At 67.1% G+C, this 22,113-nt stretch carries 23 protein-coding genes and 1 pseudogene; 11 read left to right on the top strand and 13 right to left on the bottom strand.

Translation table 11 applies throughout. The features are described from left to right. Positions 1-19: 19 nt before the first annotated feature. Entirely contained in the window at positions 20-292 is a 273-nt protein-coding gene (locus DDE18_RS04540; protein ID WP_133241154.1) for a hypothetical protein, read from the bottom strand. Next, positions 289-1,359 carry a Glu/Leu/Phe/Val dehydrogenase dimerization domain-containing protein gene (locus DDE18_RS04535; RefSeq protein WP_116571489.1) on the bottom strand — a complete coding sequence of 357 codons (1,071 nt, stop codon included), beginning with the start codon at positions 1,357-1,359 and terminating at the stop codon, positions 289-291. The genes DDE18_RS04540 and DDE18_RS04535 overlap by 4 nt, the downstream gene beginning before the upstream one ends. A gap of 179 nt (positions 1,360-1,538) precedes the next feature. Between DDE18_RS04535 and DDE18_RS04530 the strand changes: the two genes are divergently transcribed. From DDE18_RS04530 to DDE18_RS22825, 3 genes are all read left to right on the top strand, one after another. Beyond that, complete coding sequence (locus DDE18_RS04530) at positions 1,539-2,057, top strand: Lrp/AsnC family transcriptional regulator (protein WP_116571075.1); 519 nt, start codon at positions 1,539-1,541, stop codon at positions 2,055-2,057. A gap of 451 nt (positions 2,058-2,508) precedes the next feature. Beyond that, a complete protein-coding gene (locus tag DDE18_RS04525; RefSeq protein ID WP_116571074.1) occupies positions 2,509-2,751 on the top strand; it encodes a hypothetical protein in 243 nt (80 codons plus the stop codon). Next, entirely contained in the window at positions 2,748-2,915 is a 168-nt protein-coding gene (locus DDE18_RS22825) for a hypothetical protein (RefSeq protein ID WP_165821033.1), read from the top strand. The genes DDE18_RS04525 and DDE18_RS22825 overlap by 4 nt, the downstream gene beginning before the upstream one ends. A gap of 262 nt (positions 2,916-3,177) precedes the next feature. Here the strand turns inward: DDE18_RS22825 and DDE18_RS22595 are convergent, their stop codons facing one another. Both DDE18_RS22595 and DDE18_RS04520 read right to left on the bottom strand, forming a co-directional pair. Beyond that, positions 3,178-3,441 carry a hypothetical protein gene (locus DDE18_RS22595; RefSeq protein ID WP_133241153.1) on the bottom strand — a complete coding sequence of 88 codons (264 nt, stop codon included), beginning with the start codon at positions 3,439-3,441 and terminating at the stop codon, positions 3,178-3,180. A gap of 30 nt (positions 3,442-3,471) precedes the next feature. Further along, positions 3,472-5,799, bottom strand: a complete 2,328-nt coding sequence (locus DDE18_RS04520) for a LuxR C-terminal-related transcriptional regulator (RefSeq protein WP_116571073.1) — start codon at positions 5,797-5,799, stop codon at positions 3,472-3,474. Between the two features lie 399 nt (positions 5,800-6,198). Between DDE18_RS04520 and DDE18_RS04515 the strand changes: the two genes are divergently transcribed. Then, complete coding sequence (locus DDE18_RS04515) at positions 6,199-7,386, top strand: CaiB/BaiF CoA transferase family protein (protein ID WP_116571072.1); 1,188 nt, start codon at positions 6,199-6,201, stop codon at positions 7,384-7,386. Between the two features lie 10 nt (positions 7,387-7,396). Next, positions 7,397-7,915: a gamma carbonic anhydrase family protein gene (locus DDE18_RS04510; RefSeq protein WP_116571071.1), complete on the top strand. Its 519-nt coding sequence runs from the start codon at positions 7,397-7,399 to the stop codon at positions 7,913-7,915. Positions 7,916-7,939: 24 nt separating this feature from the next. On the opposite strand, the gene DDE18_RS04505 is transcribed toward DDE18_RS04510, so the two are convergent. The 6 genes from DDE18_RS04505 to DDE18_RS04480 all read right to left on the bottom strand — a co-directional run bounded on the left by DDE18_RS04505 (position 7,940) and on the right by DDE18_RS04480 (position 13,696). Next, positions 7,940-8,659 carry an acyl-CoA thioesterase domain-containing protein gene (locus DDE18_RS04505; RefSeq protein WP_133241152.1) on the bottom strand — a complete coding sequence of 240 codons (720 nt, stop codon included), beginning with the start codon at positions 8,657-8,659 and terminating at the stop codon, positions 7,940-7,942. A 97-nt stretch (positions 8,660-8,756) separates the two neighbouring features. Beyond that, entirely contained in the window at positions 8,757-9,722 is a 966-nt protein-coding gene (locus DDE18_RS04500) for an SMP-30/gluconolactonase/LRE family protein (RefSeq protein WP_116571069.1), read from the bottom strand. Between the two features lie 36 nt (positions 9,723-9,758). Continuing rightward, positions 9,759-10,502: an SDR family NAD(P)-dependent oxidoreductase gene (locus DDE18_RS04495; RefSeq protein ID WP_116571068.1), complete on the bottom strand. Its 744-nt coding sequence runs from the start codon at positions 10,500-10,502 to the stop codon at positions 9,759-9,761. A 57-nt stretch (positions 10,503-10,559) separates the two neighbouring features. After that, positions 10,560-12,197 carry a flavin-containing monooxygenase gene (locus DDE18_RS04490; protein WP_116571067.1) on the bottom strand — a complete coding sequence of 546 codons (1,638 nt, stop codon included), beginning with the start codon at positions 12,195-12,197 and terminating at the stop codon, positions 10,560-10,562. A 559-nt stretch (positions 12,198-12,756) separates the two neighbouring features. After that, positions 12,757-13,068 carry a hypothetical protein gene (locus DDE18_RS04485; RefSeq protein WP_133241151.1) on the bottom strand — a complete coding sequence of 104 codons (312 nt, stop codon included), beginning with the start codon at positions 13,066-13,068 and terminating at the stop codon, positions 12,757-12,759. 28 nt (positions 13,069-13,096) lie between these two features. After that, positions 13,097-13,696: a nuclear transport factor 2 family protein gene (locus DDE18_RS04480; RefSeq protein WP_116571065.1), complete on the bottom strand. Its 600-nt coding sequence runs from the start codon at positions 13,694-13,696 to the stop codon at positions 13,097-13,099. A gap of 359 nt (positions 13,697-14,055) precedes the next feature. Between DDE18_RS04480 and DDE18_RS04475 the strand changes: the two genes are divergently transcribed. From DDE18_RS04475 to DDE18_RS24205, 4 genes and pseudogenes are all read left to right on the top strand, one after another. Continuing rightward, on the top strand, positions 14,056-15,264 hold the full coding sequence (locus tag DDE18_RS04475; RefSeq protein WP_116571064.1) for a CaiB/BaiF CoA transferase family protein: 1,209 nt from the start codon (positions 14,056-14,058) through the stop codon (positions 15,262-15,264). A gap of 44 nt (positions 15,265-15,308) precedes the next feature. Further along, the gene (locus DDE18_RS04470) at positions 15,309-17,009 is read left to right on the top strand and encodes a class I adenylate-forming enzyme family protein (protein WP_116571063.1); all 1,701 of its coding nucleotides are present in this window, start codon (positions 15,309-15,311) and stop codon (positions 17,007-17,009) included. Beyond that, positions 17,006-17,775: pseudogene (locus DDE18_RS04465) on the top strand (FAD-dependent oxidoreductase). The gene DDE18_RS04470 and the pseudogene DDE18_RS04465 overlap by 4 nt, the downstream one beginning before the upstream one ends. A gap of 62 nt (positions 17,776-17,837) precedes the next feature. Beyond that, complete coding sequence (locus tag DDE18_RS24205; protein ID WP_133241150.1) at positions 17,838-18,182, top strand: oxidoreductase C-terminal domain-containing protein; 345 nt, start codon at positions 17,838-17,840, stop codon at positions 18,180-18,182. 6 nt (positions 18,183-18,188) lie between these two features. Here DDE18_RS24205 and DDE18_RS04455 read toward each other — a convergent pair whose 3' ends face one another. From DDE18_RS04455 to DDE18_RS04445, 3 genes are all read right to left on the bottom strand, one after another. Then, positions 18,189-18,779, bottom strand: a complete 591-nt coding sequence (locus DDE18_RS04455) for a TetR/AcrR family transcriptional regulator (protein ID WP_211754405.1) — start codon at positions 18,777-18,779, stop codon at positions 18,189-18,191. 84 nt (positions 18,780-18,863) lie between these two features. Then, on the bottom strand, positions 18,864-19,388 hold the full coding sequence (locus DDE18_RS04450; protein WP_116571060.1) for a VOC family protein: 525 nt from the start codon (positions 19,386-19,388) through the stop codon (positions 18,864-18,866). Further along, a complete protein-coding gene (locus DDE18_RS04445; protein WP_116571059.1) occupies positions 19,388-20,599 on the bottom strand; it encodes a thiolase family protein in 1,212 nt (403 codons plus the stop codon). Before DDE18_RS04445 ends, DDE18_RS04450 begins: the two co-directional genes overlap by 1 nt. A gap of 347 nt (positions 20,600-20,946) precedes the next feature. Between DDE18_RS04445 and DDE18_RS24200 the strand changes: the two genes are divergently transcribed. Together DDE18_RS24200 and DDE18_RS04435 are read left to right on the top strand one after the other, a co-directional pair. Next, positions 20,947-21,306, top strand: coding sequence for a TetR-type transcription factor C-terminal domain-containing protein (locus DDE18_RS24200; protein WP_116571058.1), 360 nt, complete (start codon positions 20,947-20,949; stop codon positions 21,304-21,306). A gap of 43 nt (positions 21,307-21,349) precedes the next feature. Further along, positions 21,350-22,111: an enoyl-CoA hydratase/isomerase family protein gene (locus DDE18_RS04435; RefSeq protein ID WP_116571057.1), complete on the top strand. Its 762-nt coding sequence runs from the start codon at positions 21,350-21,352 to the stop codon at positions 22,109-22,111. The last annotated feature ends 2 nt before the right edge of the window (positions 22,112-22,113 follow it).

Here is a 22,113-nt window from a genome sequence, read left to right as displayed (position 1 = left end):
ACGAGTCGGGGCTGCGCTCTCACCCCGCCGACGCCGCTGGCGCGGCGCTGGAAAGCTCCGCATCGAGCACGTCGACGAGGTTGCGCAGGGACGCGACCACTGTGGTCGCGTGGGACGGGGTGGCCAGGAAGGTGGCCGTGAACCCGGCGTGGTGGTCGGTGACGGCGTGCAATTGCGCCTCCACGACGTCGACGCCGCGGCGGTGCAGCATCGACACGAGCGAGAGGAACGTCGACCGGTCGCGGTGCGCGAGGTCCACGCGGACTCGATGTGCCTCGAGCCGCGTGCTCACGACGTACTGTCGCCGCGGTGGAGCCGCTTGGAGACGAGGGCTGTGGCCGCCGCGCCAGTCCCGATGCGATGCTCGAGCGCCGCCATGAGCACTTGGCGCGCGGTCTCGCCCACACGCACCACGTCGTTGTGCACCCCGTCGGGTGTGCGGCCGAGGTACTCGCCTCCGACCTGGATGAGCCCGCCCGCGTTGGCGACGTAATCCGGCACCCACAGCACGTCGCGAGACAGCAGCGCCGCGTCGACATCAGGGGTCGCCAGCTGGTTGTTCGCCGCGCCGCATACGAGGCGTGCTCGGAGCCGGTCGACGCTCTCGTGGTCCAAGGTGGCCCCGAGGGCGCACGGGGCATAGACGTCGACGTTGGCGTGGAGTACGGACGGCAGGATCTGGACGCGGTCACCTTGATTCGCCACGAGCTGGTGCAGCGCTGCCTTTGAGGGGTCAGCCACGGCCACGTTCACTCCCTCGGCCAGCAGCAGGTCGACGAGGTGGCGACCGACCTTGCCGACCCCCTCGACGCCGACTCGGCGACCGCGGAGCCCTTCGACGCCCCAGAGCAGCTCGGCCGCGCCGCGCATGGCCTCGAAGACCCCGAGCGCAGTGGAGAAGCCGCTGTCGCCCCACCCCCCGGTGGCACCGGTGCGGCCGACGACGTGGCGGGTCTGGGAGTAGACGATGTCGAGGTCCTGTGCGGTCGTCCCGACGTCGGCTGCCGTCACGTACAGGCCCTGAAGGTGTTCGACGAACCGTCCGTACGCAGCGAGCAGTTCTGGGGTCTTGAGGTCGTCGGGGTCGCCCACGATCACGGCCTTGCCGCCACCGAGCGGCAGCCCTGCCGCGGCCGCCTTGTAGGTCATGCCCTCGGAGAGGCGCAGGACGTCCTTTAGCGCCTCGGGCTCGCTGGCGTAGGACTTGAAACGGGTGCCGCCGAGGGCGGGCCCGAGCACAGTCGAGTGGACGGCGATGAGCGCGTGCAGCCGGGTCGCCTCGTCGCGGCACCGGACCACGCGCTCGTGGGCCACGGTCGGAATGTCGACGACCTCGAGGGTGGACGGAAGATGGGCCATGGTCGTCACTTCTACTCCTTTCCGACGGCGCGACACGATGGGTGGCCGGTGCGTCGACGGGATGTACTCTTTCGGTAGGCATAACCCTGATAGCGGGTACACTGACGGTCAACTAAACGGCTGGGAACTTTGCAGATTGACTGGACCAGGCCCTACGGCGGACAGGAGAGCTACGCACGATGACCAGCCTCGACCGCCTCGACGTCGAGATCCTCGGACGGCTTCCCGACACCCTGCGCCCCGGCGTGGCGGAGATCGCTACCAAGCTGGGCGTGAGTCGCGCCACGGTCCAGCACCGTCTCACCCGACTCGAGACAGACGACGTCCTGCTCGGCTACCAGCCGGTCATCGACCTGAGCGCGATAGGCCTGGTCGTCAACGCCCTGATTAGCCTCGACATCGACCAGCGGGTGATGGGCCGCATCGTTGAGGGGCTGCGTGCCCTACCGGAGGTCCTCGAAGTTCGGATTCAAGCGGGTCGTGAAGACCTGTTGGTTAGCGTCTCGCTGGAGTCGCTTGAGGCCCTTCAGACATTGACGGCGGCCATAGTCGGCATCGACGGAGTGCGGAAGACGACGTCGACCTTCACCGTCTCGACTCCGGTGGCGCACCGGACGCAGCCACTGCTTGAGCGGCTCACCGCCGATTCAGGATGGGGCCGCTCGACTCCGGCACCGACGGTGTCCTCGAAACCATGACCTCCAGCGGCAGGTCCGCAGGCCCCCGTGAGAAGAAGACAGCTTCCGTCATGCGGTCCGCGTCCTCGAGGCGTGCCAACCGACACACACTACCGCTCGACGCAGGCACCAGCCCAGGCACTCATACCGACCGCTGGCCAGTGCGACGGGCCGCCCAAAGGCAGCTTCTTCCGGCCACCCCGACCGATCGACCCCAAGCTGCCGAACATTCGAGCCCATCACTAATCCACGTCGGGCACCGCACACCCACGTAAGTCCGTCCGACGTGGACCTTTCAAGCATCGTTATGATCTGCGCCACTGTGCGATAGACCCATGTTCGACAAGACGCCCCGGGTCACCCGCTCACGCAGCCGAGTGTCCCACGGCGCCTCGTCGAAATGAGAACGCGATCGCCGGTGGGCAGTCTCTGGCGAGCGCACCGCGATGCCTGACTAGGTCGCTGTGGAGTCGTGCTGCGACAGAACGAGAAGTACCTGCGCGACGCCTTCGGCTCCGCCCTTCGGGACGGCGCCTGCGTCCTTGACGCCGACCGCCAGGTCGGCTATGTCCGCCTCGAGTACGGCACACGACGCGGACCGGACTCGGCGTACTGGGACGGCTGGTTCACGGTCACCCGCACCCGCGGCGACCACCCGCTCCGCGGCAAGGTGATGACCGGACGCCTCGTGCAGCTGATCGGCGGCGCGCCATGACCTGGCACACCACAGTCGTCCCCACCGACGCACTGGCACCGCTCCTGGCCACGATCCGCACACACGGCGGCACCATCACCAACTCCCGGCCCGACCCCAACGGCATTTACGTGACCTGGACGACCACCACCGACAGCGACCTCGCTGGAGCCGGCACCCGCTGACCCCGTGGACTGGCGCGCCTGCCCGCGCGCCACCGAATCTTCCTCCCCGGGCAACCGTCGTGCGCGGCGAGGGATCGCGATGGTGGCCTCCCGGTGGGAGGTGGATGCGGATCTATGGGCTAGAACCGCTGGTTCAGAGGTCCCCACGCCTTGCGGCGGTACGCGGACCGAAACAGGGTCGCAGGGTGGTAGTCGTGGCCCACCAGGGATCGTTGGCCGCGTACTCGATACTCGCTATCACCTCCGATGTGGAGGCGTACGGCTACACCCTCGACCAGTTCCGCAGCTGGGCCAGAACGTTGTGGGAGAGCAGATCACCCTGGATTTCCGAGCGACTCGATGTCTGCCGCAGATCGCCCGATTCAACGGACAGTCGCCCCTTATCCTCGGCGATCCCGTCCAGCGTGGCGATCACGCTCTCGGGTGTCCGAGTAAACGGCGTGATGACCCGCGGGCCTGCTCGCGTCGAAACGCTCGAACACCGTGCGTCCGTTGGCGTGCCCCACGATTGCTCGTAGATCGTCATAGTCGGCACCCTGGGCAGAGCTCACCGCCTTCAGCGGTCGTCGGAGCTGCGCTGCTCGCCGATCCAGGCGGCGACCTGGGTCCGGCTGGTGAAGCCGAGCTTGGTCAGGATGTGCTGGACGTGGGTCTCGGCTGTGCGGGGTGAAATGACTAGGGTGTCCGCGATCTGCTTGTCGCTGAGCCCCTGGTGGACCAGCTCAGCGATCTGGCGCTCGCGACGCGTGAGCCCCGACTGCGATGCGCGGGTCCGCGGGCCGGTGGTGCTCTTGGCGGCAGGCGCGGGTTCCTCTAATGCGAGCGCGATCGCGGTTGCCTGGTCGAGGGCCCGCCCGTCCGACCAGGCCGAGTCGAGTGCGGCGTCGCCGAGTCTTGTGCGGGCCACGTCCATGGCCTCGCGGTGTGGTGTGTCGAGCCAGGGTAGGACCCGGGCCGAGGTCTCGATTTTGTCCCACTCGTTCTGCGCCGCCCCCAGCAGGGTCGCCGCGCGCGCCGGATCGGTGGCGGCCGCGATCCAGGCGAGTGTCTCCAGCAGGATGGCGATCCCCAGGGGTTCGGCGATGTCCCGCTTGAGGCGCAGGCTCTGCATGACAATCGCCCGGGCGGCCCCCGGGTCGCCTCGTGTCCACAGCGCTTGCCCGGCAATCCACAGGGACCAGGACCGGAGCCAGACTTCGCCCACGGGTTCGGTAAGCGCCAGGCATGCTCGGTTAGATTCCAGGGCGCCGTCGAGGTCGCCGCGAAGATTGCGCTCGAGCGCGAGCAGGACGTAACAGAAGGCCAGCTCCGCATCGTTCCCAGACGCGGCAAAGCCGCGTGCCGCCTCGGTGAGCAGCTCCTCGGCCCGAGCGGGGTCTCCGGCGAACATCGCGACGAAGCCGGCAGCCTGGACCAGGAGCGTCTCGGTCTCACCACCGAGCCGAGTCGCGAGCGCCTGGCCTTCGTCGAGGAGCGAGACAGCCGACTCCGTGTCTCCTTGCATCGCTGCCCACACACTGGCGGTTCGCAACGCGAGCGCTCGGGTTTCGGGATCCCCGGGGCGTCCGGAAAGTATTCGTTCGAACCACTGCCGGCCTATCCCGAACCGGCCCCCCACGAGTACGAACTCCAGCAGGTTGGCGCCGGCCATCAGGCCCTGGTCGGCGCTATCCGACTCCACCGCGCAGAACTCGAGCGCCTTCCCGAGGTTGCCGCCCTCGCGACGAAGCCGGCTCAGCATGTCCAGCTGGCGGGGGCCGAACCAGTCCTCGTGCGCACCCGCGACCAGATCGACGTAGAAGTCCTTGTGGCGGCGGCGCAGCTCAGCGTCCCGACCGATCCGGCCAAGCTCGACGCGACCGCGGTATCGGATCGGGGGGAGCATCCGGTAGCGGTGCACGCCCTGGTCCTGGGTCGAGGTCAGCACCGACTTCTCCACCAGCGAGGCCAGCGTCTCCTCGATCGGCTCATCGTCCTCAGGCTCGGAGCACACCGCTACCGCCGCGTCGAGCTCGAACCCATCGCGAAACACAGCCGCCTTGGCCCACAGCAACCGCTCTTCGGGAGTACACAGGTCGAAGCTCCACTCCACACAGGCCGCCATCGTGCTGTGCCGAGACGGCGCGGTGCGACTGCCCCGGCTGAGCAGCTCCCACCGGTCGGACAGACGCGCGTCCAGCTCGGCCGGGGAAAACGTCCGCAGACGCGCCGCCGCGAGCTCGATCGCGAGCGGGATGCCTTCCAGCTTGCGGCTGATCGCAGCGATGGCGGCGCGGTTCTCATCATTGAGGTCGAACCCCGGGACGATCGCACGGGCACGGTCCAGAAACAACTGGACGGCCTCGAACTGGTTGAGCGGTTCCTCACCCGACACATGCTCCGGAACGGTCAGCGGCATGACCGGGTACTCGACCTCACCGTCGGTCCGCAACGACTCCCGACTCGTCGCCAGGATGTGAACCTTGGGACAGGTCCGCAGCAACGTGTCGGCGAGCACGGCCACCACCTCGACGACGTGCTCACAGTTGTCCAGCACCAGCAGCACCGACCGCGGCCGGAGATACTCGACAACCGTGATCGTCGCGGACCCTCTGGACCGTCCATGCAGACCCAACGCGGCCGCAAACTGCTCCGGGACCGCCTCCGAATCCGCCACCCCACCGAAGGGAACCACGTAGACGCCATCGAACACCCGCCGCAACTCGCTGGCCATCCGCAACGCCAGCCGGGTCTTGCCGATCCCCCCGAACCCCGTCAACGTGACCAACCGCGACTCCGACATCACCTCCCGGATCCGGCGCAGATCAGACCGGCGGCCCACGAACGACGTAACCTCCAACGGCAAGTCCGCAGGCCCCCGCGAGAAGAAGACAGCTTCCGTCATGTGGTCCGTGTCCTCGAGGCGTCCCAACCGACACTACCGCTCCACGCAGGCACCAGCCCAGGCGCTCATACCGACCGCTGGCCCGTGCGACGGGCCGCCCAAAGTCAGCCGCCGGTTCTTTTCCTGCCGCGCCGAGCGATCCGACCCCATAGCTGCCGAACGTTCGAGCCATCACCGATCCACCTCGGGCACCGCCCACCTAAGTTCCGTCGTCCGACGTTGACCTTTCAAGCATCGTTGTGATCTGCGCCACTGTGCGATAGACCCGTGTTCGACGAGACGCCCCGGGTCACTCGCTTACGCAGCCGAGTGTCCCAGGGCGCCTCGTCGAACGACGGGAGCAGTCAAGGCGCGAGGCGCGCCCGGCCTTAGACTCCCCTACGTGGCAGGGCAAGGCTCATGAACTCCGGTAGATCCACCTACGCCGGCCTGCGGGTCGTGGACTTCACCGGCGTAATCGCAGGGCCGATGGCCTCCATGGTGCTGGCCAGCCTCGGTGCCGAAGTTATCAAGATCGAACGCCCGGCCCGGGGCGACGATAGCCGCCACATGCCCCCGTTCATCGAAGGTGACAGCGCTGTCTACCTGGCCTTCAATCGCAACAAGCGCAGCGTGGAGCTTGACCTTCGACAGCCGGCGGGTCGTGACGCCGCGATGCGCCTCGTCGAGCAGGCGGACGTACTGATCGAGAGCTTCCGACCGGGCAAGCTGGACAAGCTCGGTTTCTCATACGCCGACGTGGCGGCGCTGAACCCCCGGTTGGTCTACTGCTCCGTCTCCGCCTACGGCGCGGGGCCGCTGGGCCGCGCGTTGCCCGGGTACGACCCGGTGATCCAAGCATTCAGCGGGATCATGGCCGCCACGGGTCATCCGGACTCTCCGCCTTCTCGAGTGCCTGTCTCACTCATCGACATCAGCACCGGAATGTGGGCAGCGATGTCGATCATGGCTGCCCTCGAGCGAAGGCACCGCACCGGCAGGGGCGAGCAGGTCGACGCGACACTCGTGGATGCCGGATTCGCGATGCTTGCCAACCAGATCGTGGCGGCACTCGAGACTGGTCAGCCCCCGGCACCGAGTGGGTCGGCGTACTCGATCACCGCGCCGTACGAAGCCTTCAGGACGAGCACGGGTTGGACCATGATCGCGGCGGGCAACGATGCCATCTTTCGCCGCCTCTGCCGAGCGCTGCAGAGCCCGGAGACGGCCGAGGATGCCCGGTTCGCGACGGTCGAGGATCGCGTACGGCACCGCACGGAGCTGCACGAGCTGCTCGAGGCGCGCACCCGGGCGCTGACCAATGCCGAGCTCGAGCAATTGCTCCTCGAGGCCGAGGTCCCGTCCTCACCGGTCAACACGGTGATTCAGGCGCTGGCCCACCCACTGACCGTCGAGCGCGACGTCCTGCTCGACCCGTCTGGAGGCCCTGAAGGGAAGCAATTGCCACGCCTCCCCCTGGAGGAGCCTCGCCAGGACTCGTCCTGGCCACCTTCCCTAGGCGCAGACACGATCGAGGTTCTCCAGGCCGCCGGACTGACCCAACAGCAGATCGACGCGGTGCTCCGTGAGAGTCACCCAGCCGACTAGCGTGCAAGCCATGCTCATCGCCCTTGACGACCGTTCGCCCATCGTTGCGGCATCAGCGTGGGTCGCTCCCAGTGCGGTGCTCGTCGGCTCGGTCCAGCTGGGCGAGGGCGCCTCGGTCTTCTACGGGGCGGCCCTTCGCGCCGAGAACGAATCCATCGTCGTGGGCCCCCGGTCCAACGTGCAAGACAACTGTGTGTTCCACGTGGACGAGGGGCATCCCATCACCCTCGGCGAAGGGGTGACCGTCGGCCACGGCGCGATCATCCACGGTGCGACCATCGGCGACACCGTGCTGGTCGGCATGGGAGCGACGGTGATGAACGGCGCGGACATCGGGGACGAAGTGCTCATCGCTGCTGGCGCCGTGGTCACGGAGGGAACCGTGGTTCCACCTCGATCCCTCGTGGCAGGGGTGCCGGCCAAGGTGCGGCGTGGCCTCACGGACGCCGAGATCGAGCAAGTGCGTGGCAGCGCAGGGATCTACGAGGGGCTCAAGGAGCTGCACCGACGTGGAGTCGTCATCGAGTGAGTCTCGGGAGACTTCCGTGGCGACTCAGAGCTCGACCGAAGCGACCGTCTCCGTCGTCGCGACACATCGCCCCGACCTGTCGAGCACCGCGCCCCGCCCTGTGACGATCTGACCTCGTTGGCCGACGATCTCAGGTTGGTGCAGGTGCCAGTCCCGGGCGTCGAACGCCGCCGCGAAGGTGATGGAGTGCGATAGGACCGCCTGGGGGATCTCACCTCCGCGCTCGCGCATGCCGTGCCGGTCGATCACCAGGGGGACGGTCAGGGGTTCGGTGGCGTACGCGAGCAACGACCTGCTGGCGCGAGGCGTGAGTGAGCGGATCGGGACCCGTGTCCACACCGCGCTCGCCGACGGGTCGTCCGTCGGGGACAAGATCTCCCAGGGCCACAGAGCGCGCGCGGTCGGCGTTCCTGCCACCTCGACGTCGACGTCGACGTCGAGCGCGTCGACGTGGTCCGACGGTGGCCCGAGCAGCGCCTCACCTCGCGCAACGAGCCGGCCCTCCTGCTCGAAGTCGACCTCGACGACGGCGAACCGGCGACCGTTGCTGATGTGACGCCGTGCCACACGCACCGGCAACGTGCACCGCGACGGCCGCAGGAAGTTCATCGACAGCTTCATCACGACCTTGCCCGGGGTCGCGGTCTCGCACGCCGAGACCGCCTGCCCGAGCATCTGAGCCCCCAGGATGCCGCCGTGCTCGGCGGGAAGGCAGTCGACCTCGACCTCCGACGCGCCATCCATCGACAGATCGAGACTGGCCAGGAGCTCAGTCAGCCTGAAGCTGGTCGAGACCCACGCCGGATGGGGCCGCGGCTCCAACGTCAAAACCGACCACGACTCATCGCCAATGCTCCATCGGCACGCCAGCCACCGGTGACTGCAGGACCTGCACCGCCGACACGCCGAGTCCGCCCAGATAGAGCGTCTTCAGATCTGGACCTCCGAAGGCGACGCTGGCCAGGTTCGACACCCGAGACCCACGGCTCTGCGAAATGTCATTCCAGGTGAGGCGGCCGGCGGCGTGAGCCGAGGCGACGCGGTCGAGCTCGCTGCGGTCGACGTCCTCGAACAGGACCGTCCAGGACAGGTCCGGCGCAACACGGATCAGACGGTTGGAGATGACGCAGATGATCCATAGCGCGCCCTCGGCATCGAAGGCCATGCCATCGGGGTAGGTGTCGCCCGGGTAGTTGAGCCGGACGGGGTTGCTCAACGTGCCGTCGGCTGCCAGGTCGTACCGCGTGGTGCGGCAGGCGAACGTCTCATTGACGAAGAGGTGCCGGCCGTCGGGCGAGATCCGCACCTCATTCGTCCAGTTCAGTCCGTCGGCGGCGACGGTCACCTCACCATTCTTCACCAGCAGGATCTGCCCGGTGTCCTCCTGCGCAGTGAAGTGCTCGTGCTGGCGCGACAACGAGCTGATCGTGATCCAGGCCCGGTCGCCGTCCATCAGGACGAAGTTGGTGCGCGAGATGGGATGTCCCGCGAGCTCTGTCGCGAAGGGGCGGGCGTCACCCTGCCGGCCGACCCGCCAGACGCCACCTGCCCTCCCCATGTTGGCGAACAGGAAGTCACCGTCCGGCGTCAGCGCGATGCCGTTCGGCCGGAAGCCCTGCGCGACCAGCTCCGCCTCGACCGCTGGGCCAGTGGTCCCGTCAGGGGCGATACGCGCGATGCCCAAAGTCCAGTCGCCGGTGTACAGCGATCCGTCTCGAGCAGCCAGAACGCATTCCGGGCGGTTCAAGCCAGTGCCGACCTGGGTGAGGTGTTCCGGCCGGAACGGCTCGATCGTGGTCAACGCCATGTGTCTTCTCCTGTTTGCGAGGGACGGCAAGCCCAGTCAGAGCGCCAGGTAACCCCCATCGACGGGGATCGTGACACCCGTGACGTAGGACGACATGTCGGAGGCGAGGAAGACTGCGGGGCCGGCGATCTCGTGGGTCTCGCCCACACGACCCAGCGGCACCCGCTGCAGGAACTTCTCGTTGCCCTCGCCCGTGACCGTCATCAGGCCGCTCTTCATGCGGCCCGGCGCCAATCCGTTGACCCGGCCACCCGTCGGACCTAGCGTGCGAGCGAAGTACTGCACGAGGGAACGGACGCCTGCCTTGGTGGCGCCGTAGGCCGCGCTCGACCTCGGCGCGGTGAATCCGGCGATCGACGACAGGAAGATGACGCTGGCACCGGGATGCTTCAGCGCGGGCAGCAGGGCCACGGTGACGTCCCAGTGCCCGGTGAGGTTGACGTTGACTATCTCGTCCCACCGCTCGGCCTGATCGGGATCTTCCGGCCGGCTGCGCGGCGAGATGCCGGCGTTGTTGACCAGCACATCGAGCGTGCCGTACTGCTCCACCACGCGCGCACCGAAGGCGTTGACAGCCTTGCGGTCGCCGATGTCCAACGTTTCGGCTGCCGCCGACCCACCGGCCGCCGTGATCTTTCCGACGACCTCCTCAGCCGGTTCGGCGTGCCGGTCCACCACCAGGACATGCGCCCCTTCGGCCGCCAGGGCGGTCGCGATGGCCGACCCCAGGCCGCTTCCGCCCCCTGTCACCACGGCCGTCTTGCCGGACAGTCGAGTCATTCCCTTTGCTCCTTCGCTGCGGTTTCACCGTGATTGCTTCGCGCACGTGGCGGCGGATCACGACATGACGTAGCCCTTGTAGTCGTGCTTCTTCACGTCGTCGCAGTACGCCCGGAACCTGGGGTTGCCGCCGACGAACAGCAGCACCTCGCGCTTGTCGCGACCCGGGATGTTCGTGTTGATGCCGGTGAACCAAGAGTTGGTCTGGCCCAGCAGCAGCTTGGCCTGAAGTTTGGAGGCGTAGAGCGTGAAGCTCTCGGCCGCGGCGAGCTCGGGTTCGATGCGCTGGACGCCGGACTCCTTCGCGCGGACCATCATGTCGCTCAGCCAGTCGATGGCCAGGGCAGAGCAGCGCGGAATGTTGCAGAAGGTGGCGCCACTCTGCGGCCCGACCAGCATGAAGAAGTTGGGGAACCCGGGGCACTGCATACCCATGTAGGTCGTGATGCCCTTCTCCCACTCGTCCTTCAGCGCGACGCCGTCCACACCGCGGATGTCGATGCGGTTCCACGATCCCTTGACCGCGTCGAAGCCCGTGGCGTAGATGATGACGTCGAGCTCGTGCAGGCCCTCGGGGGTCTCGATGCCCTCAGGCGTGACGCGGGTGATCGAGGTCGAGTGGAGGTCGACGATCTCGACGTTGTCCTGGTTGTAGACCTCGTAGTAGTTGGTCTCGAGCGGCACCCGCTTCATCCCGAAGCCATGGTCCTTGGGGATCAGCAGCTCGGCGACCTGGGGGTCCTTGACCCGTTCGCGGATCTTCTGTGCCACGAAGTCCGAGACGTACTTGTTCGCTTCGGGGTCCGACAGGACGTCCTGGTAGGCCCCGAGCCACAGCGAGAAGCCGGGCCCCTTGTAGAGCTCTTCGAGCGTCGCGTCGCGTTCCTCCTTCGGGACGTCGAACAGGTCCTTTTGGATGAACTCGTGCGGGAAGCCGGCGAGGGACGCGTCGCACTTGGCAGTGAACTCGGGGTAGTGGGACTTGATGTAGTCCATCCGCTCCTGGGTCATGGGCCCGTTGCCCAGCGGGGTGCACCAGTTCGGGTCCCGCATGAACACCGTCAGGTGTCCGGCGACCTTGGCCATCTCCTGGATCACCTGCACGCCGGTCGATCCCACCCCGATCACGCCGACTCGCTTGCCGGTGAAGTCCAGCTTGGCGGGGCCGAACCCCTCGGGGTCGCGCGGCCAGTTCGCGGTGTGGTAGCTCTCGCCCTTGAACGTGTTGATTCCGGCCAGGTTGGGCATCTGGGGAGTGGACAGCGGGCCTAGCGCTGAGAACACGAACCGCGCGGTGACCGGCGCGCGGTACGGCTGCTGGAACCCGAGCGTGTAGAGGTTGTTCTGCTCGTCAAACACCGCCTCGTCGACCTTGGCATTGAAGATGAAGTCCTTGCGGATGTCCATGATCTCGGCCGCGCGATGGATGTAGCTCAGCACCTCGGGCTGCGAGGCGAAGCGCTCGGACCAGTTCCACTCCTGCATGAGCTGGTCGTTCCAGAAGTAGCCGTAGACCTCGCTTTCGGAGTCGATGCGGCACCCCGGGTAGCGGTTGTGGTGCCAGACCCCACCGATGTCGTCAGACCCCTCCACGCCGAGCACCCGGTAGCCCATTTCGCGAAGGCGATAGGCCTGGTACAGGCCGCTCAGACCGGCACCGATCACGACGGCGTCGAAGTCGGGTTCTTTCGTCATCTCAGTTTTCCTCTCATCGGCCCGTCGCGAGCCGCGCGCGTCCTGCGGAAACTCGGTTTTCGCGGGCAAGGCCATAACGAATGCATCGCGGCCGTGCTCTGAGCTCCGCGTCGGTCCAACGAACGATTGTTTTTTATACTCTGACATGCAACCGAGACCCCCGTCAACCAGCAAGGCCGTCGGACGAAGATGCGGCTTCCGGCGTCAGAACACACATGCCCACCTGAGTGCCGTGGCACTATTAGCCGCGATGGATGCGTCGGACGACGTCGGCACATGTTGGACACACGCCTGGGACGTCGGCCGAGAACGGGACCTCCCACAGCTTGCGCCACCCGGTTGCGGACTGCCCGCACATGGCTGTGGTCGTCCCCATTCGCTTGGCGTGGAATGGAGGTCCTTCAAGGATGTGAGAGCCGTCCCCTGGCTCCGCAAGGCGCGCGAAAGGCCCAGAGACGAAGAAGGGTGCTCGCGCAGCTTTGGAGACGGGCGCGCGGCGCGAGCCCAGGTTGGGGAAGTCTCGCCCTCGGCGCGAAAGGGTCATGTCATTCCAAGCAAGCTAGTCCTTGCGACCGACGTCGGTGCGGGTGATCAGGGCCTCAATGCACCGGGGGCAGCGGTCGGTGCGGACGGTTGCGAAGCTGACGTCCCAGAACTTGGCCCAGGACAGGGTCGACTGGCCGCACAGCGTCTTGGCGGTGCCCATGGTCTTCGCGTGCACCTGCAAGGTCGGCTCGCGTTGCAGTCGACCTTCCTGGAGCGTCGTGGACCAGAATGGCGACGTAGCGAACGCCGAGCGCGCCTGCTCGTGCGAGGCGGACCCCTTCGCGATGGTCATGCGTCGGCGCTCGCGCGAGCTGCCGTCCGGCACCCGCGGCTCGTTGCGCGCCCCGGTCCCATCAGGCTCGATCAGCGGCTTCGAGCCGCTCATTGCTGATGACCAAAGGGCGTGCGTACGACGCGTCCGTGCGGTCGCGGGTGGATGGGGTCGCCGATGCCATCAGCATCGCGAGCTCTGCAGGAAGGCCACCCTTGACCGCCGTGTAGGCGGCCGGGTCGTCCGGGTCCACGGCCTCGTCAGTCAGGATCCAGTCACGGACACACACCCGATGTGCGATGGCCCAGCGGCCGTCCCTCTTCTCGAAACGATCCACGTAGCGCCCACCGCTGATCGAGACCGGAGGTCCTTGCCGGTTCATCCCCACGAACATGTAGTAGGTCTCGGCGTGCGCGCTGGAACCGTCCAGCTCGCACGAGTGGTTCATCAGGACGTGCTGCTGGCTGAGGTGCATCGAGGTGTGCATGGGGATGACCCAGTCGGCGAACTCCTCCGGCCCGCCGACGAACATGCCATGGTCGTCGATGGCGTCCGGGTGGTACACGGACAGCAACAGCTCACGGTCCAGGCGGTCGACACCGCGGCTGTAGCGGACCAGGCAGTCGTGGATCGCCTGCCGATCCAGCAACTGGTTGATCGCGTTCTCGTTCTCAGTCTCCATGCGGGTCGGTACCTCCTTGGGCGGGCGATGTCAGGTGCGACTGGCGGCCAGCAGTTCTTCCACGCTCACGAACTTCACGCGTGACCGGTTGGTGTCGCGTCCACGAGCGCGCGTGACTGTGCACACCGACCCGTTGACGCGCAGCTTCATGAGGTGCTCCACATTGACAGGGACCATCGCCACTTTTCTGGCGGACCCACAAGGGTGTCATGGAAGCGCGCAAAGGTCAAGCAAACGTTCGTTTTACTGGTTGACGACGTTGCGGCGGGCGGCACCGACTGATGGGGCAAACTCGTTGAGACCCTTGACTGTGACGACAGTCGCACGGTAAAAACAAGTGATTGTTAGAAGGAGGGAACGTGGAGTTCCAGGAGACGTATGCCGGCCTCAGGGTGCTGGACCTCAGCGAGAACATCGCCGGTCCCCTCGCCTGCCTCATCTTCGCGGACATGGGTGCCGATGTCGTGAAGATCGAGAGGCCCGGCCTCGGCGACTCCACACGATCGCTTCCTCCGTTCTGGGGTCCGGAGGCAACGGTCTTCCAAACGGTCAACCGCAACAAGCGAAGTGCCGCGATCGACCTCAAGTCCGACCACGGACGGGCCGCCGTGCTCCGGTTGGTCGCCACTGCGGACGTCGTCGTGGAGTCCTTCCGGCCCGGTGTCGCCGACCGACTGGGGCTCGGCTTCGAGCACATGCAAGCGGTCAAGCCAGACCTGGTCCACGTGTCTGTGAATGCGTTCGGGACCGGTCCGCTCGGCCACGACCGCCCGGGTTACGACGCGTTGGTGCAGGCCTTCACCGGCATCATGGCAATGACCGGCGAACCCGGAGGCAGTCCGGTGCGCGCGGCTCCCTCCATCATCGACATCTCCACCGGGCTCTGGGCCGCTCTCGCCGTCCAGGCTGCCCTGGTGCGACGCGACGCGACGGGCGAGTCCCAGCGCGTCGAGTCCACACTCATCGACTCCGGCCTGTTCCTGCAGTGCCACCAAGTGATCGGCCTCCTCGCCACAGGGTCCTTCCCCGGCCCGCTCGGATCGGCGGCTCCCAGCGCGGCTCCCTACCAAGCGTTCGAGTCCCTGGACCAACCGATCATGATCGCCACGTCGACCGACCGCATGTTCCGCAACCTCTGCCTCGCTCTGGGGCTCGACGACCTGGTCGACGACCCGCGGTTCCGGACGATGCCGGACCGAATCGCCCACCGCGACGAGCTGGCCTCCTTGATCCAGCGGGTCCTCTCGACCGAGAAGGCCGATCACTGGCTGAGCGTCCTCCAGGAGGCCGGGATACCCGCGGGTCCCGTCAACGACCTGGCCCAGGCAGTCGCACACCCGCTCACCCGCGAGCGTCGACTCATCGCACCCGCCGAACCCGGGAGGGTGGACAGCCTCCAGCAGGTGCACCTCCCGATGGACCTCGCCCGGACCGCGCCGCGCCGACAAGCTCCTGCGGTTGGTGAGCACACCACAGAGGTGTTGCAGGAGGCAGGACTCACTGACGACGACATCGAGCTGATCGTCGCACCCCACGAACCCGTCACGAGAGGAACCGACCAGCCGTGAAGACTGCAGCGGAGCTGGAGGACCAGGTCCATCAAAGTCGGGCAATGCTCGAGGAGAAGTGGGGTCCGTGGCAGGCGCGCACTACCGCGCAGCTGCTCGACACTGTCGCGGCCGAGTTCCCCGATCTCCCCTACGTCCTGACCGACGAACGCACCTACACGTACCGCGAGCTGGCGGAGTTCTCGCTGGACCTCGCCGCCGGCCTGCACGCCGCCGGCGTCCGGTCCGGAGACCATGTCGCCGTCGACATGGCCAACTTCGTCGAGGCCGTGGCGCTCAAGTTCGCCGTCGCCCGACTGGGCGCGGTGTCTGTGTCGGTCAACTTCATGCTCCGCCACCAGGAGCTGGGATACGTGCTCCGACAGTCGCGCAGCACCCTGCTCATCACGATGGACACGTTCCGCGGCCTCGACTACCTCGCAGAGCTGGACCAGCTCATCCCGGGCTGGGAGGAGGCAGGCGGGGGTCAGGCACTTCCCGACCTGCGCGAGGTAATCGTCTTCGCCACAGCGGGAGGACGGCCCCCTCGCGGAGCATCCCTCGACGACCTGCTCCAACGAGGTGCGGATGTGCCACGGGCACTCGTCGTAGACCTGACAGGTGCCGCCGATCCCCAAGCGGTGTCCGACCTCCTCTACACGTCAGGAACCACGGGCAAGGCCAAGGGCGTCCTGCTAACCCACGACGCCGTGCTGCGCACCGCCTACTCCAGTGCGTACCACCGCGCCCTGCCCGCAGGCTTCCGGATCATGTACGCGATGCCGCTCTACCACGTGTTCGGGTACGTGGAGGCCACGATCACCACCTTGTTCGTGTCGGGCTCCATCGTCCCGAAGACGATCTTCGACGGCGCGGAAATGCTGAGCGCTGTCGCACGGCACGGCGTCGACGAGATCATGTGCGTTCCCGCCATGACCAGCGTGCTCCTGGAGAAGGCCCGGGCTGGCACCTACGACCTCTCGCCCATGACAAGCATCTTCTCCTCCGGTACGCCGCACCCCGAAGGGATGTTCGCCGCCATGGACGAAGTGTTCGGTGTCGAGCGCATCTACACGGCGTACGGGCAGACCGAGACGACCGCATCAACGATGTGCACGCTTCCCGGAGACGGCCTCGATCGACTGGCCAGCACGAACGGCACGCGGAAGCCCGGTGGGTGCGCCGGCGACGAGGCATTGTCGGGCAGTCTCGCCGTCTACAAGGTCGTCGACATCGCCACAGGCGAGGAGCTGCCGGCGGGACAGATCGGGGCGCTCCTCGTCAAGGGTCCTATCGTCACCCAGGGCTACTTCGACAAGCCGGCCGAGACCGCCGACCTGTTCACGGCCGACGGCTGGATGCGGACAGGCGACCTCGGTCGACTCGACGACGAGGGCTACCTCTCCCTGACCGGTCGACAGAAGGAGTCCTACCGGTTCGGAGGTGAGCTGGTCATCCCGAGTGACGTCGAAGATGTGCTCATCCAGCACGACGGCGTCCTCGAGGTACACGTCGTCGGCATTCCGCACGAGCGTTGGGGCGACGTCGGGTGTGCCTGGGTCGTGGCCAATCCTGCCGCCCCACCGGCCGCCGAGGACCTGATCGCCTTCTGCGCTGAGCGCGTGGCCCGGTACAAGGTGCCCGCCAACGTCTTGTTCATCGAGGCCTCGGAGCTTCCGCGGACCGTGACTGGTCGGGTCCAGAAGTTCCTCCTCGTCGAGCGGGCCGTGCGGACGCTTGCCGGAGCCGACCCGGTAAGCGTGTGAGCGGCGCCCCCCTGGGCGATGTCGTCAGTCAGCGGTGGGCTGGCTGCCGCCCGGACGGCGCAAGCCCTACGGTTCCACGCCACAGCGGCAGCATCACCGTGCTGACCGAGGAGGCTGAGCACCCCTACGACCGCCCACTGTCCAAGGACGTGCTTCTCGGGCAGGACTCGTCGCCGACCGTGTTGCTCTCACCCGGGAAGGCCAAGTCGTCAGGCATCGACGTCCGCCTCTCGCATCGTGTCACCGGGCTCGACCTGGAGAAGAAGATGGTGGCCGTCCCGGACGGGCCGCCCCTTGCCTACGGCAGCCTTGGGATCGCGGACCGGCACGCGCGCTCGCTCCCCCACCTCCATGGGATCAACGGCGTGCATCACCCGCGCACCCTCGCTGACACGCACGCGATCCGCGAATGGCTCACGCCAGGATCGAGGATCACCATCGCGGGAGCCGGCTTCATCGGGCTCGAAGTGGCTGCGGCCGCGCGCGCGTCGGGATGTGCCGTCACCGTTGTGGAGCTCGCACCCAGCCGCTCCACGGACCCCTCGGAGAAGCCATCGCCGCTTGGCTGGAGGAGTGGCACGCAGCGCGAGGAGTCGAGTTCCGGTGCGGAGTCTCCGTGGACTCTGCGGAAGCCGTCGACACCGGTGTCGCGGTGCGCCTCAGCGACGAGTCCCACACCGAGGCGGCGGACCTCGTCGTGGTCGGCGTCGGCGTCATGAGGGAGCTGGACTGGATGTCGGCAGCCGGCCTCCGCACGCATGCCTGACTGGTCTGCGACGCGTCGGGACACGCTTCCGTGCCGCGCGTGTACGGCGCGGGGGATGTTGTGTGCGTGCACGACGATGCCGACCACTGCTCGCCGGTGCAGCACTGGACCGCAGCCGCCGACTCCGCCCAGAGGCTGCCCGCACCCCGAGCGGCCTCCCACTCGAAGACGACGTCACCGAGGACCATTTCTGGTCCCACCAGGGCGAGCTCCGGCTCATGTCCGTGGGGCATCCCCCGAAGGACGTGGCTCCACGAATCACGTCCGGCCACCTCGAGAGCGGAAAGTTCGTGCCCGTGTGGGACGTCGACGGGCGGGTCACGGCCGTGCTGGGTGCCAACAGCCCGAGGGAGTTCCTCCGGGGCAGGCTGGCCTTCCGCGCGTCGTTCGCCCGCCCGTCGCTGTGACGACGCTCAGCGCCTGATGATGCCGTTGAGCATGGTGTCGGCCAGCCTGGCGCCCAGTTCCTCGACGGGAGTCGGCCCGTCTGCCGAGATCCACTCCGAGGTCCAGTTGAGGGAACCGAGCGTGCTCAGCACCGCGATGCGTACGTCCGTCTCGGCGTCGAAGCTGCCGTCGGCCACACCGGCGTCGATCACATCCCGGAAGAGGTCCTCGTAGCGGCTGCGCATGGCGCGGACCCTTCGCCGATTGTCTTCGCCCAGGTATCGCCACTGGTGGAAGACGATCTGTGTCTTGAGCGGGTCGCGGCTCACGACCTCCACGTGGGCGCGCATCATGGCGCGCAGTCGCTCGACCGCCGGCCCGGGTTGCGCGGACGCGGCCGAGACGGCCTCGAGGAACTCCCCGATGCCCTGCTCGATGATCTCGAGCAGCAGGGACTCCTTGCCGTCGATGTGAGCGTAGAGACTCCCCGCGAGGATGCCCACCTCGCCGGCGATGTCACGCATGGACGTCGCCGGGAAGCTCTCGCGTCCAAAGAGGACCGTGGCGGCACGGATGATCGATTCCCGCGGTGTTCCTTGCGCCGTCGCCTTCGTCACGGTCCCACCTTCCAACGTCGTCTGTTCCCTGGTGCGGGAATCTGCATGAGCACTATGCTAAGCGCTCAACGAAACGAACATACGTTAGCGGGCGTCCGTCCTCAGGCAGGCCACCCGGTCTCGCCACACGACGCGACCAGCGAGGACGTCGTCCACGCCATAGTCCTCGGTCTCCACGTCGAAGCGCAGCGTGGTCGCGCAGAACTGGATCAGCGCGCCGAACGACTGGCGTGGGGACAAGAACGTCTCGGCCCAGTTCGCGGAGGAAGCGTCCGTGCCCACGGTCTCGTAGCCCAGCTCCGCCAAGGACGAGACCGTCGAGGGAACGTCATCCACCATGTACGTCAGGTGGTGCAGGCCTTCGCCGCGCTTGCGTAGGTGGCGTGCGAGCGTGCTGCCATTGCGCAGCGGCTGCATCAGCTCGACCTTGAAGCCGCCGCAGGCGATCTGCATCAGCCGTGTGCCAGTCTCGTCGTTGTCGCCCCCCGAGAGCATGCGGCCGCCGAGCACGTCGACGAAGAGCCGAGCTGCCGGCTCCATGTCCACGGTGGCGACGGCAACGTGGTCCAGGCGTCGGATCCGGTCCGAGACCGCGGCTCCGGATGCCATCAGTCGTGAACGGCCAGGATGGTCACTGCCGCGACAGCCTCGTCGAGATCGTCGAGGATGCCACCACTGTTCTGCGCCAGGCCGACCCGGGCCCCCTCGACTTGCCGGTCACCCGCACGACCACGCAGCTGGTCGGCGACCTCCACGATCTGGGCGCATCCAGTGGCACCCAGCGGGTGCCCACGCCCCAGGAGGCCGCCGCCCGTGTTGACCGGGATCCGACCGCCAAGCTTTGTCGCACCGCTCCGGATCAGCTCGACGGACCCGCCCTGCTCACACAGCCCGACCTCCTCGTAGAGCCACAGCTCTGCGGGAGCGCACGCATCGTGCACCTCCACGACATCGAGGTCCGCGATCTCGATGCCCGACTGGTTCAGCGCGCTGCCCATGGCACGTGCCACCGGCTCCGCCGCCTGTATGTCCGCCCCGTTCGACGTCAGGGACCAGCCCACGACGCGAACGTCGGGCTTCGCCTTCCGCGCCACGTAGCTCGACGAGGCCACGACCACGGCTGCGGCTCCGTCGCCGATGGGCGAGCACATCAGCATGCGCAATGGATCCGAGATCATGCGGCTCGCCATCACCTCCTCGTGCGTGACCGGAGTCTGGAACTGGGCGTAGGGGTTCAGGGCACCGTGAGCCCGATTCTTGACCGAGACCAAAGCCAGGTCATCGTCGGTCGCGCCGGACTTGTCCATGTATGCACGTGCCTTGGCCGCATAAAGGTCCATCAGCGGAGAGTGTGACGCCGCCTGCAGGTCCGGGTCAGCACCCGTTGCCCCCACGGCCGACGCCAGCTCGTGGTACTCCGACAGGTCCACCGCGGTCGCCAGGGCGTCGAAGCTCCGCCGTTTGGTCGGGTGACTCAGGCGCTCTGCCCCCAGCACCAGGATGACCTCCGCCGCACCGGACACCACCGCCATGCACGCCACGTGGAACGCGGAGGACGACGAGGCACACGCATTCTCGACGTTGATCATCGGGACGCCAGCCAGACCGGAGTGCCGCAGGGCCACCTGTGCCCGAATCATCTCTTGGCCGTGGAGGTAGCCCTCAGTCGCGTTGCCGAGAACCACCATCTGCACGTCCTTCGCCGTGATGCCGGCGTCCCGGAGGGCGCTGTCGACGGCCTCGTTGGCGAGGGTTCGAAGTGTGACGTCGGGTCGCTGAGCGAACCTTGTGATCCCGGTGCCCAGGATGGAGACAGTCATGAGAGCCTTTCCGAAACAAACGTGTGTTTGTATCGTAGACCGACACCGCCATCGCCACAAGAGCACCGGTCGAGGGGCTCGACCGGTCCGCACACAGAGAGAGCCGGGCCCGCGGGCAGAATCAGCGGCAGTCGCCAGGACGGCGGCTCCCCGCCAGTGACCCGCGATGTCGTCAAAGACACCGCGATCCGACTGTTCAGCGAGCGCGGGTACCCCGTGATCGGGATGCGCGACCGGCGGTAGGGATCCTCCCCGGAAGCCTCTACGCCCACGTCGAGAGCAAGGATCCGTTGCTGCGACATCGTGAAGTCCGGGGTGGAGAACTTCACCGGGCACTCACCCCCATCGTGGCGGCGGACCTGCCGACAAGCGAACGCCTGCGGATGGCCCTTCGGGCGCACATGGAGGTGCTGGCCGTGAATCTGGACCAGACACGGGTGACATTGCAGCAGTGGCATTACCTCACCGGCGAGCGGCACGACCAGATGGTGCGCGCGCGACAGGACTCTGAAGACGTCTTCCGCGCGCTCCTGAGGGCTCCCACCGGGCGACACCCTCCGCGTGCGCGCGACGGTCGTCGAGCTGGCGGACGCCCCCGGGGCTTGAGGACCTGGAAGGACGAGAGGGATCGCCCGACCTGGGTCCGCTGTTTGGTGCAGGCAATGGACAATCGTTTGTTTGGATGCCACCATCGCGACCAGATGTAGTGCCCATCACGTCCGGCAGCACGCGACGAACGAAAGGACCGCCATGACCCGCCGCATCGCCCCCAGCTTCGAGGACTACCGAGGCAAGTACGAGAACATCCGTCTCGAGCGATCCGACGACGGTGTCCTCGAGGTCACGATCCACACCGACGGCGGGCCGCTCACCTGGACGTCCACCGCACACGACGAGCTCGCCTACTGCTTCGAGCAGATCTCGTGCGACCCCGACAACGCGGTCGTCATCCTCACCGGAGCCGGCGACGCGTTCTGTCCTGACATCGACTTCAGCTCGTTCAACCTCGGCACTCCCCACGACTGGGCGGAGATCATCTTCGAGGGCCAGCGGCTCCTCAACAATCTGCTCGCCATCCAGGTGCCGGTCATCGCAGCCATCAACGGCCCGGCCCTCGTGCACCCCGAGATCGCCGTCATCAACGACATCATGATTGCGTCGGAGACGGCCACGTTCACGGACTCACCGCACTTCGCGTCCGGGATCGTCCCCGGGGACGGTGCCCACGTCGTGTGGAACCACGTGCTCGGGAACACCCGAGGCCGCTATTTCCTCCTCACCGGCCAGGTGCTGGACGCGCAGCAGGCACTCGACTTCGGTGTCGTCAACGAAGTGCTGCCGGCGGACCAGGTCCTCCCCCGCGCTCGGGAGCTGGCTGTCACCATCGCGTCCAAGCCGATGCTGGCTCGCCGCTACGCACGACAGGTGCTCACCCGGCCCTTCAAGCAGCAGATGCACGAGAACCTGGCCTTCGGCCTCACGCACGAGGCGCTCGCGGCCCTCGACCTCTGACG

Source organism: Nocardioides gansuensis, assembly GCF_003076135.1.
GTDB lineage: Bacteria > Actinomycetota > Actinomycetes > Propionibacteriales > Nocardioidaceae > Nocardioides > Nocardioides gansuensis.
This window is presented reverse-complemented; position numbering and strand designations above follow the sequence as displayed.

Excerpts from the sequence above, each read along its gene's own strand:
- DDE18_RS04450 (WP_116571060.1), bottom strand. The coding sequence starts at position 19,388 with ATGGCATCCGGAGCCGCGGTCTCGGACCGGATCCGACGCCTGGACCAC.
- DDE18_RS04505 (WP_133241152.1), bottom strand. The coding sequence starts at position 8,659 with ATGGATGGCGCGTCGGAGGTCGAGGTCGACTGCCTTCCCGCCGAGCAC.
- DDE18_RS04535 (WP_116571489.1), bottom strand. The coding sequence starts at position 1,359 with ATGGCCCATCTTCCGTCCACCCTCGAGGTCGTCGACATTCCGACCGTG.
- DDE18_RS04435 (WP_116571057.1), top strand. The coding sequence starts at position 21,350 with ATGACCCGCCGCATCGCCCCCAGCTTCGAGGACTACCGAGGCAAGTAC.
- DDE18_RS04490 (WP_116571067.1), bottom strand. The coding sequence starts at position 12,197 with ATGACGAAAGAACCCGACTTCGACGCCGTCGTGATCGGTGCCGGTCTG.
- DDE18_RS04445 (WP_116571059.1), bottom strand. The coding sequence starts at position 20,599 with ATGACTGTCTCCATCCTGGGCACCGGGATCACAAGGTTCGCTCAGCGA.
- DDE18_RS22595 (WP_133241153.1), bottom strand. The coding sequence starts at position 3,441 with ATGACGATCTACGAGCAATCGTGGGGCACGCCAACGGACGCACGGTGT.
- DDE18_RS04495 (WP_116571068.1), bottom strand. The coding sequence starts at position 10,502 with ATGACTCGACTGTCCGGCAAGACGGCCGTGGTGACAGGGGGCGGAAGC.
- DDE18_RS04520 (WP_116571073.1), bottom strand. The coding sequence starts at position 5,799 with ATGACGGAAGCTGTCTTCTTCTCGCGGGGGCCTGCGGACTTGCCGTTG.
- DDE18_RS04515 (WP_116571072.1), top strand. The coding sequence starts at position 6,199 with ATGAACTCCGGTAGATCCACCTACGCCGGCCTGCGGGTCGTGGACTTC.
- DDE18_RS04530 (WP_116571075.1), top strand. The coding sequence starts at position 1,539 with ATGACCAGCCTCGACCGCCTCGACGTCGAGATCCTCGGACGGCTTCCC.
- DDE18_RS04470 (WP_116571063.1), top strand. The coding sequence starts at position 15,309 with ATGCTCGAGGAGAAGTGGGGTCCGTGGCAGGCGCGCACTACCGCGCAG.
- DDE18_RS04500 (WP_116571069.1), bottom strand. The coding sequence starts at position 9,722 with ATGGCGTTGACCACGATCGAGCCGTTCCGGCCGGAACACCTCACCCAG.
- DDE18_RS22825 (WP_165821033.1), top strand. The coding sequence starts at position 2,748 with ATGACCTGGCACACCACAGTCGTCCCCACCGACGCACTGGCACCGCTC.
- DDE18_RS04510 (WP_116571071.1), top strand. The coding sequence starts at position 7,397 with ATGCTCATCGCCCTTGACGACCGTTCGCCCATCGTTGCGGCATCAGCG.
- DDE18_RS04480 (WP_116571065.1), bottom strand. The coding sequence starts at position 13,696 with ATGGAGACTGAGAACGAGAACGCGATCAACCAGTTGCTGGATCGGCAG.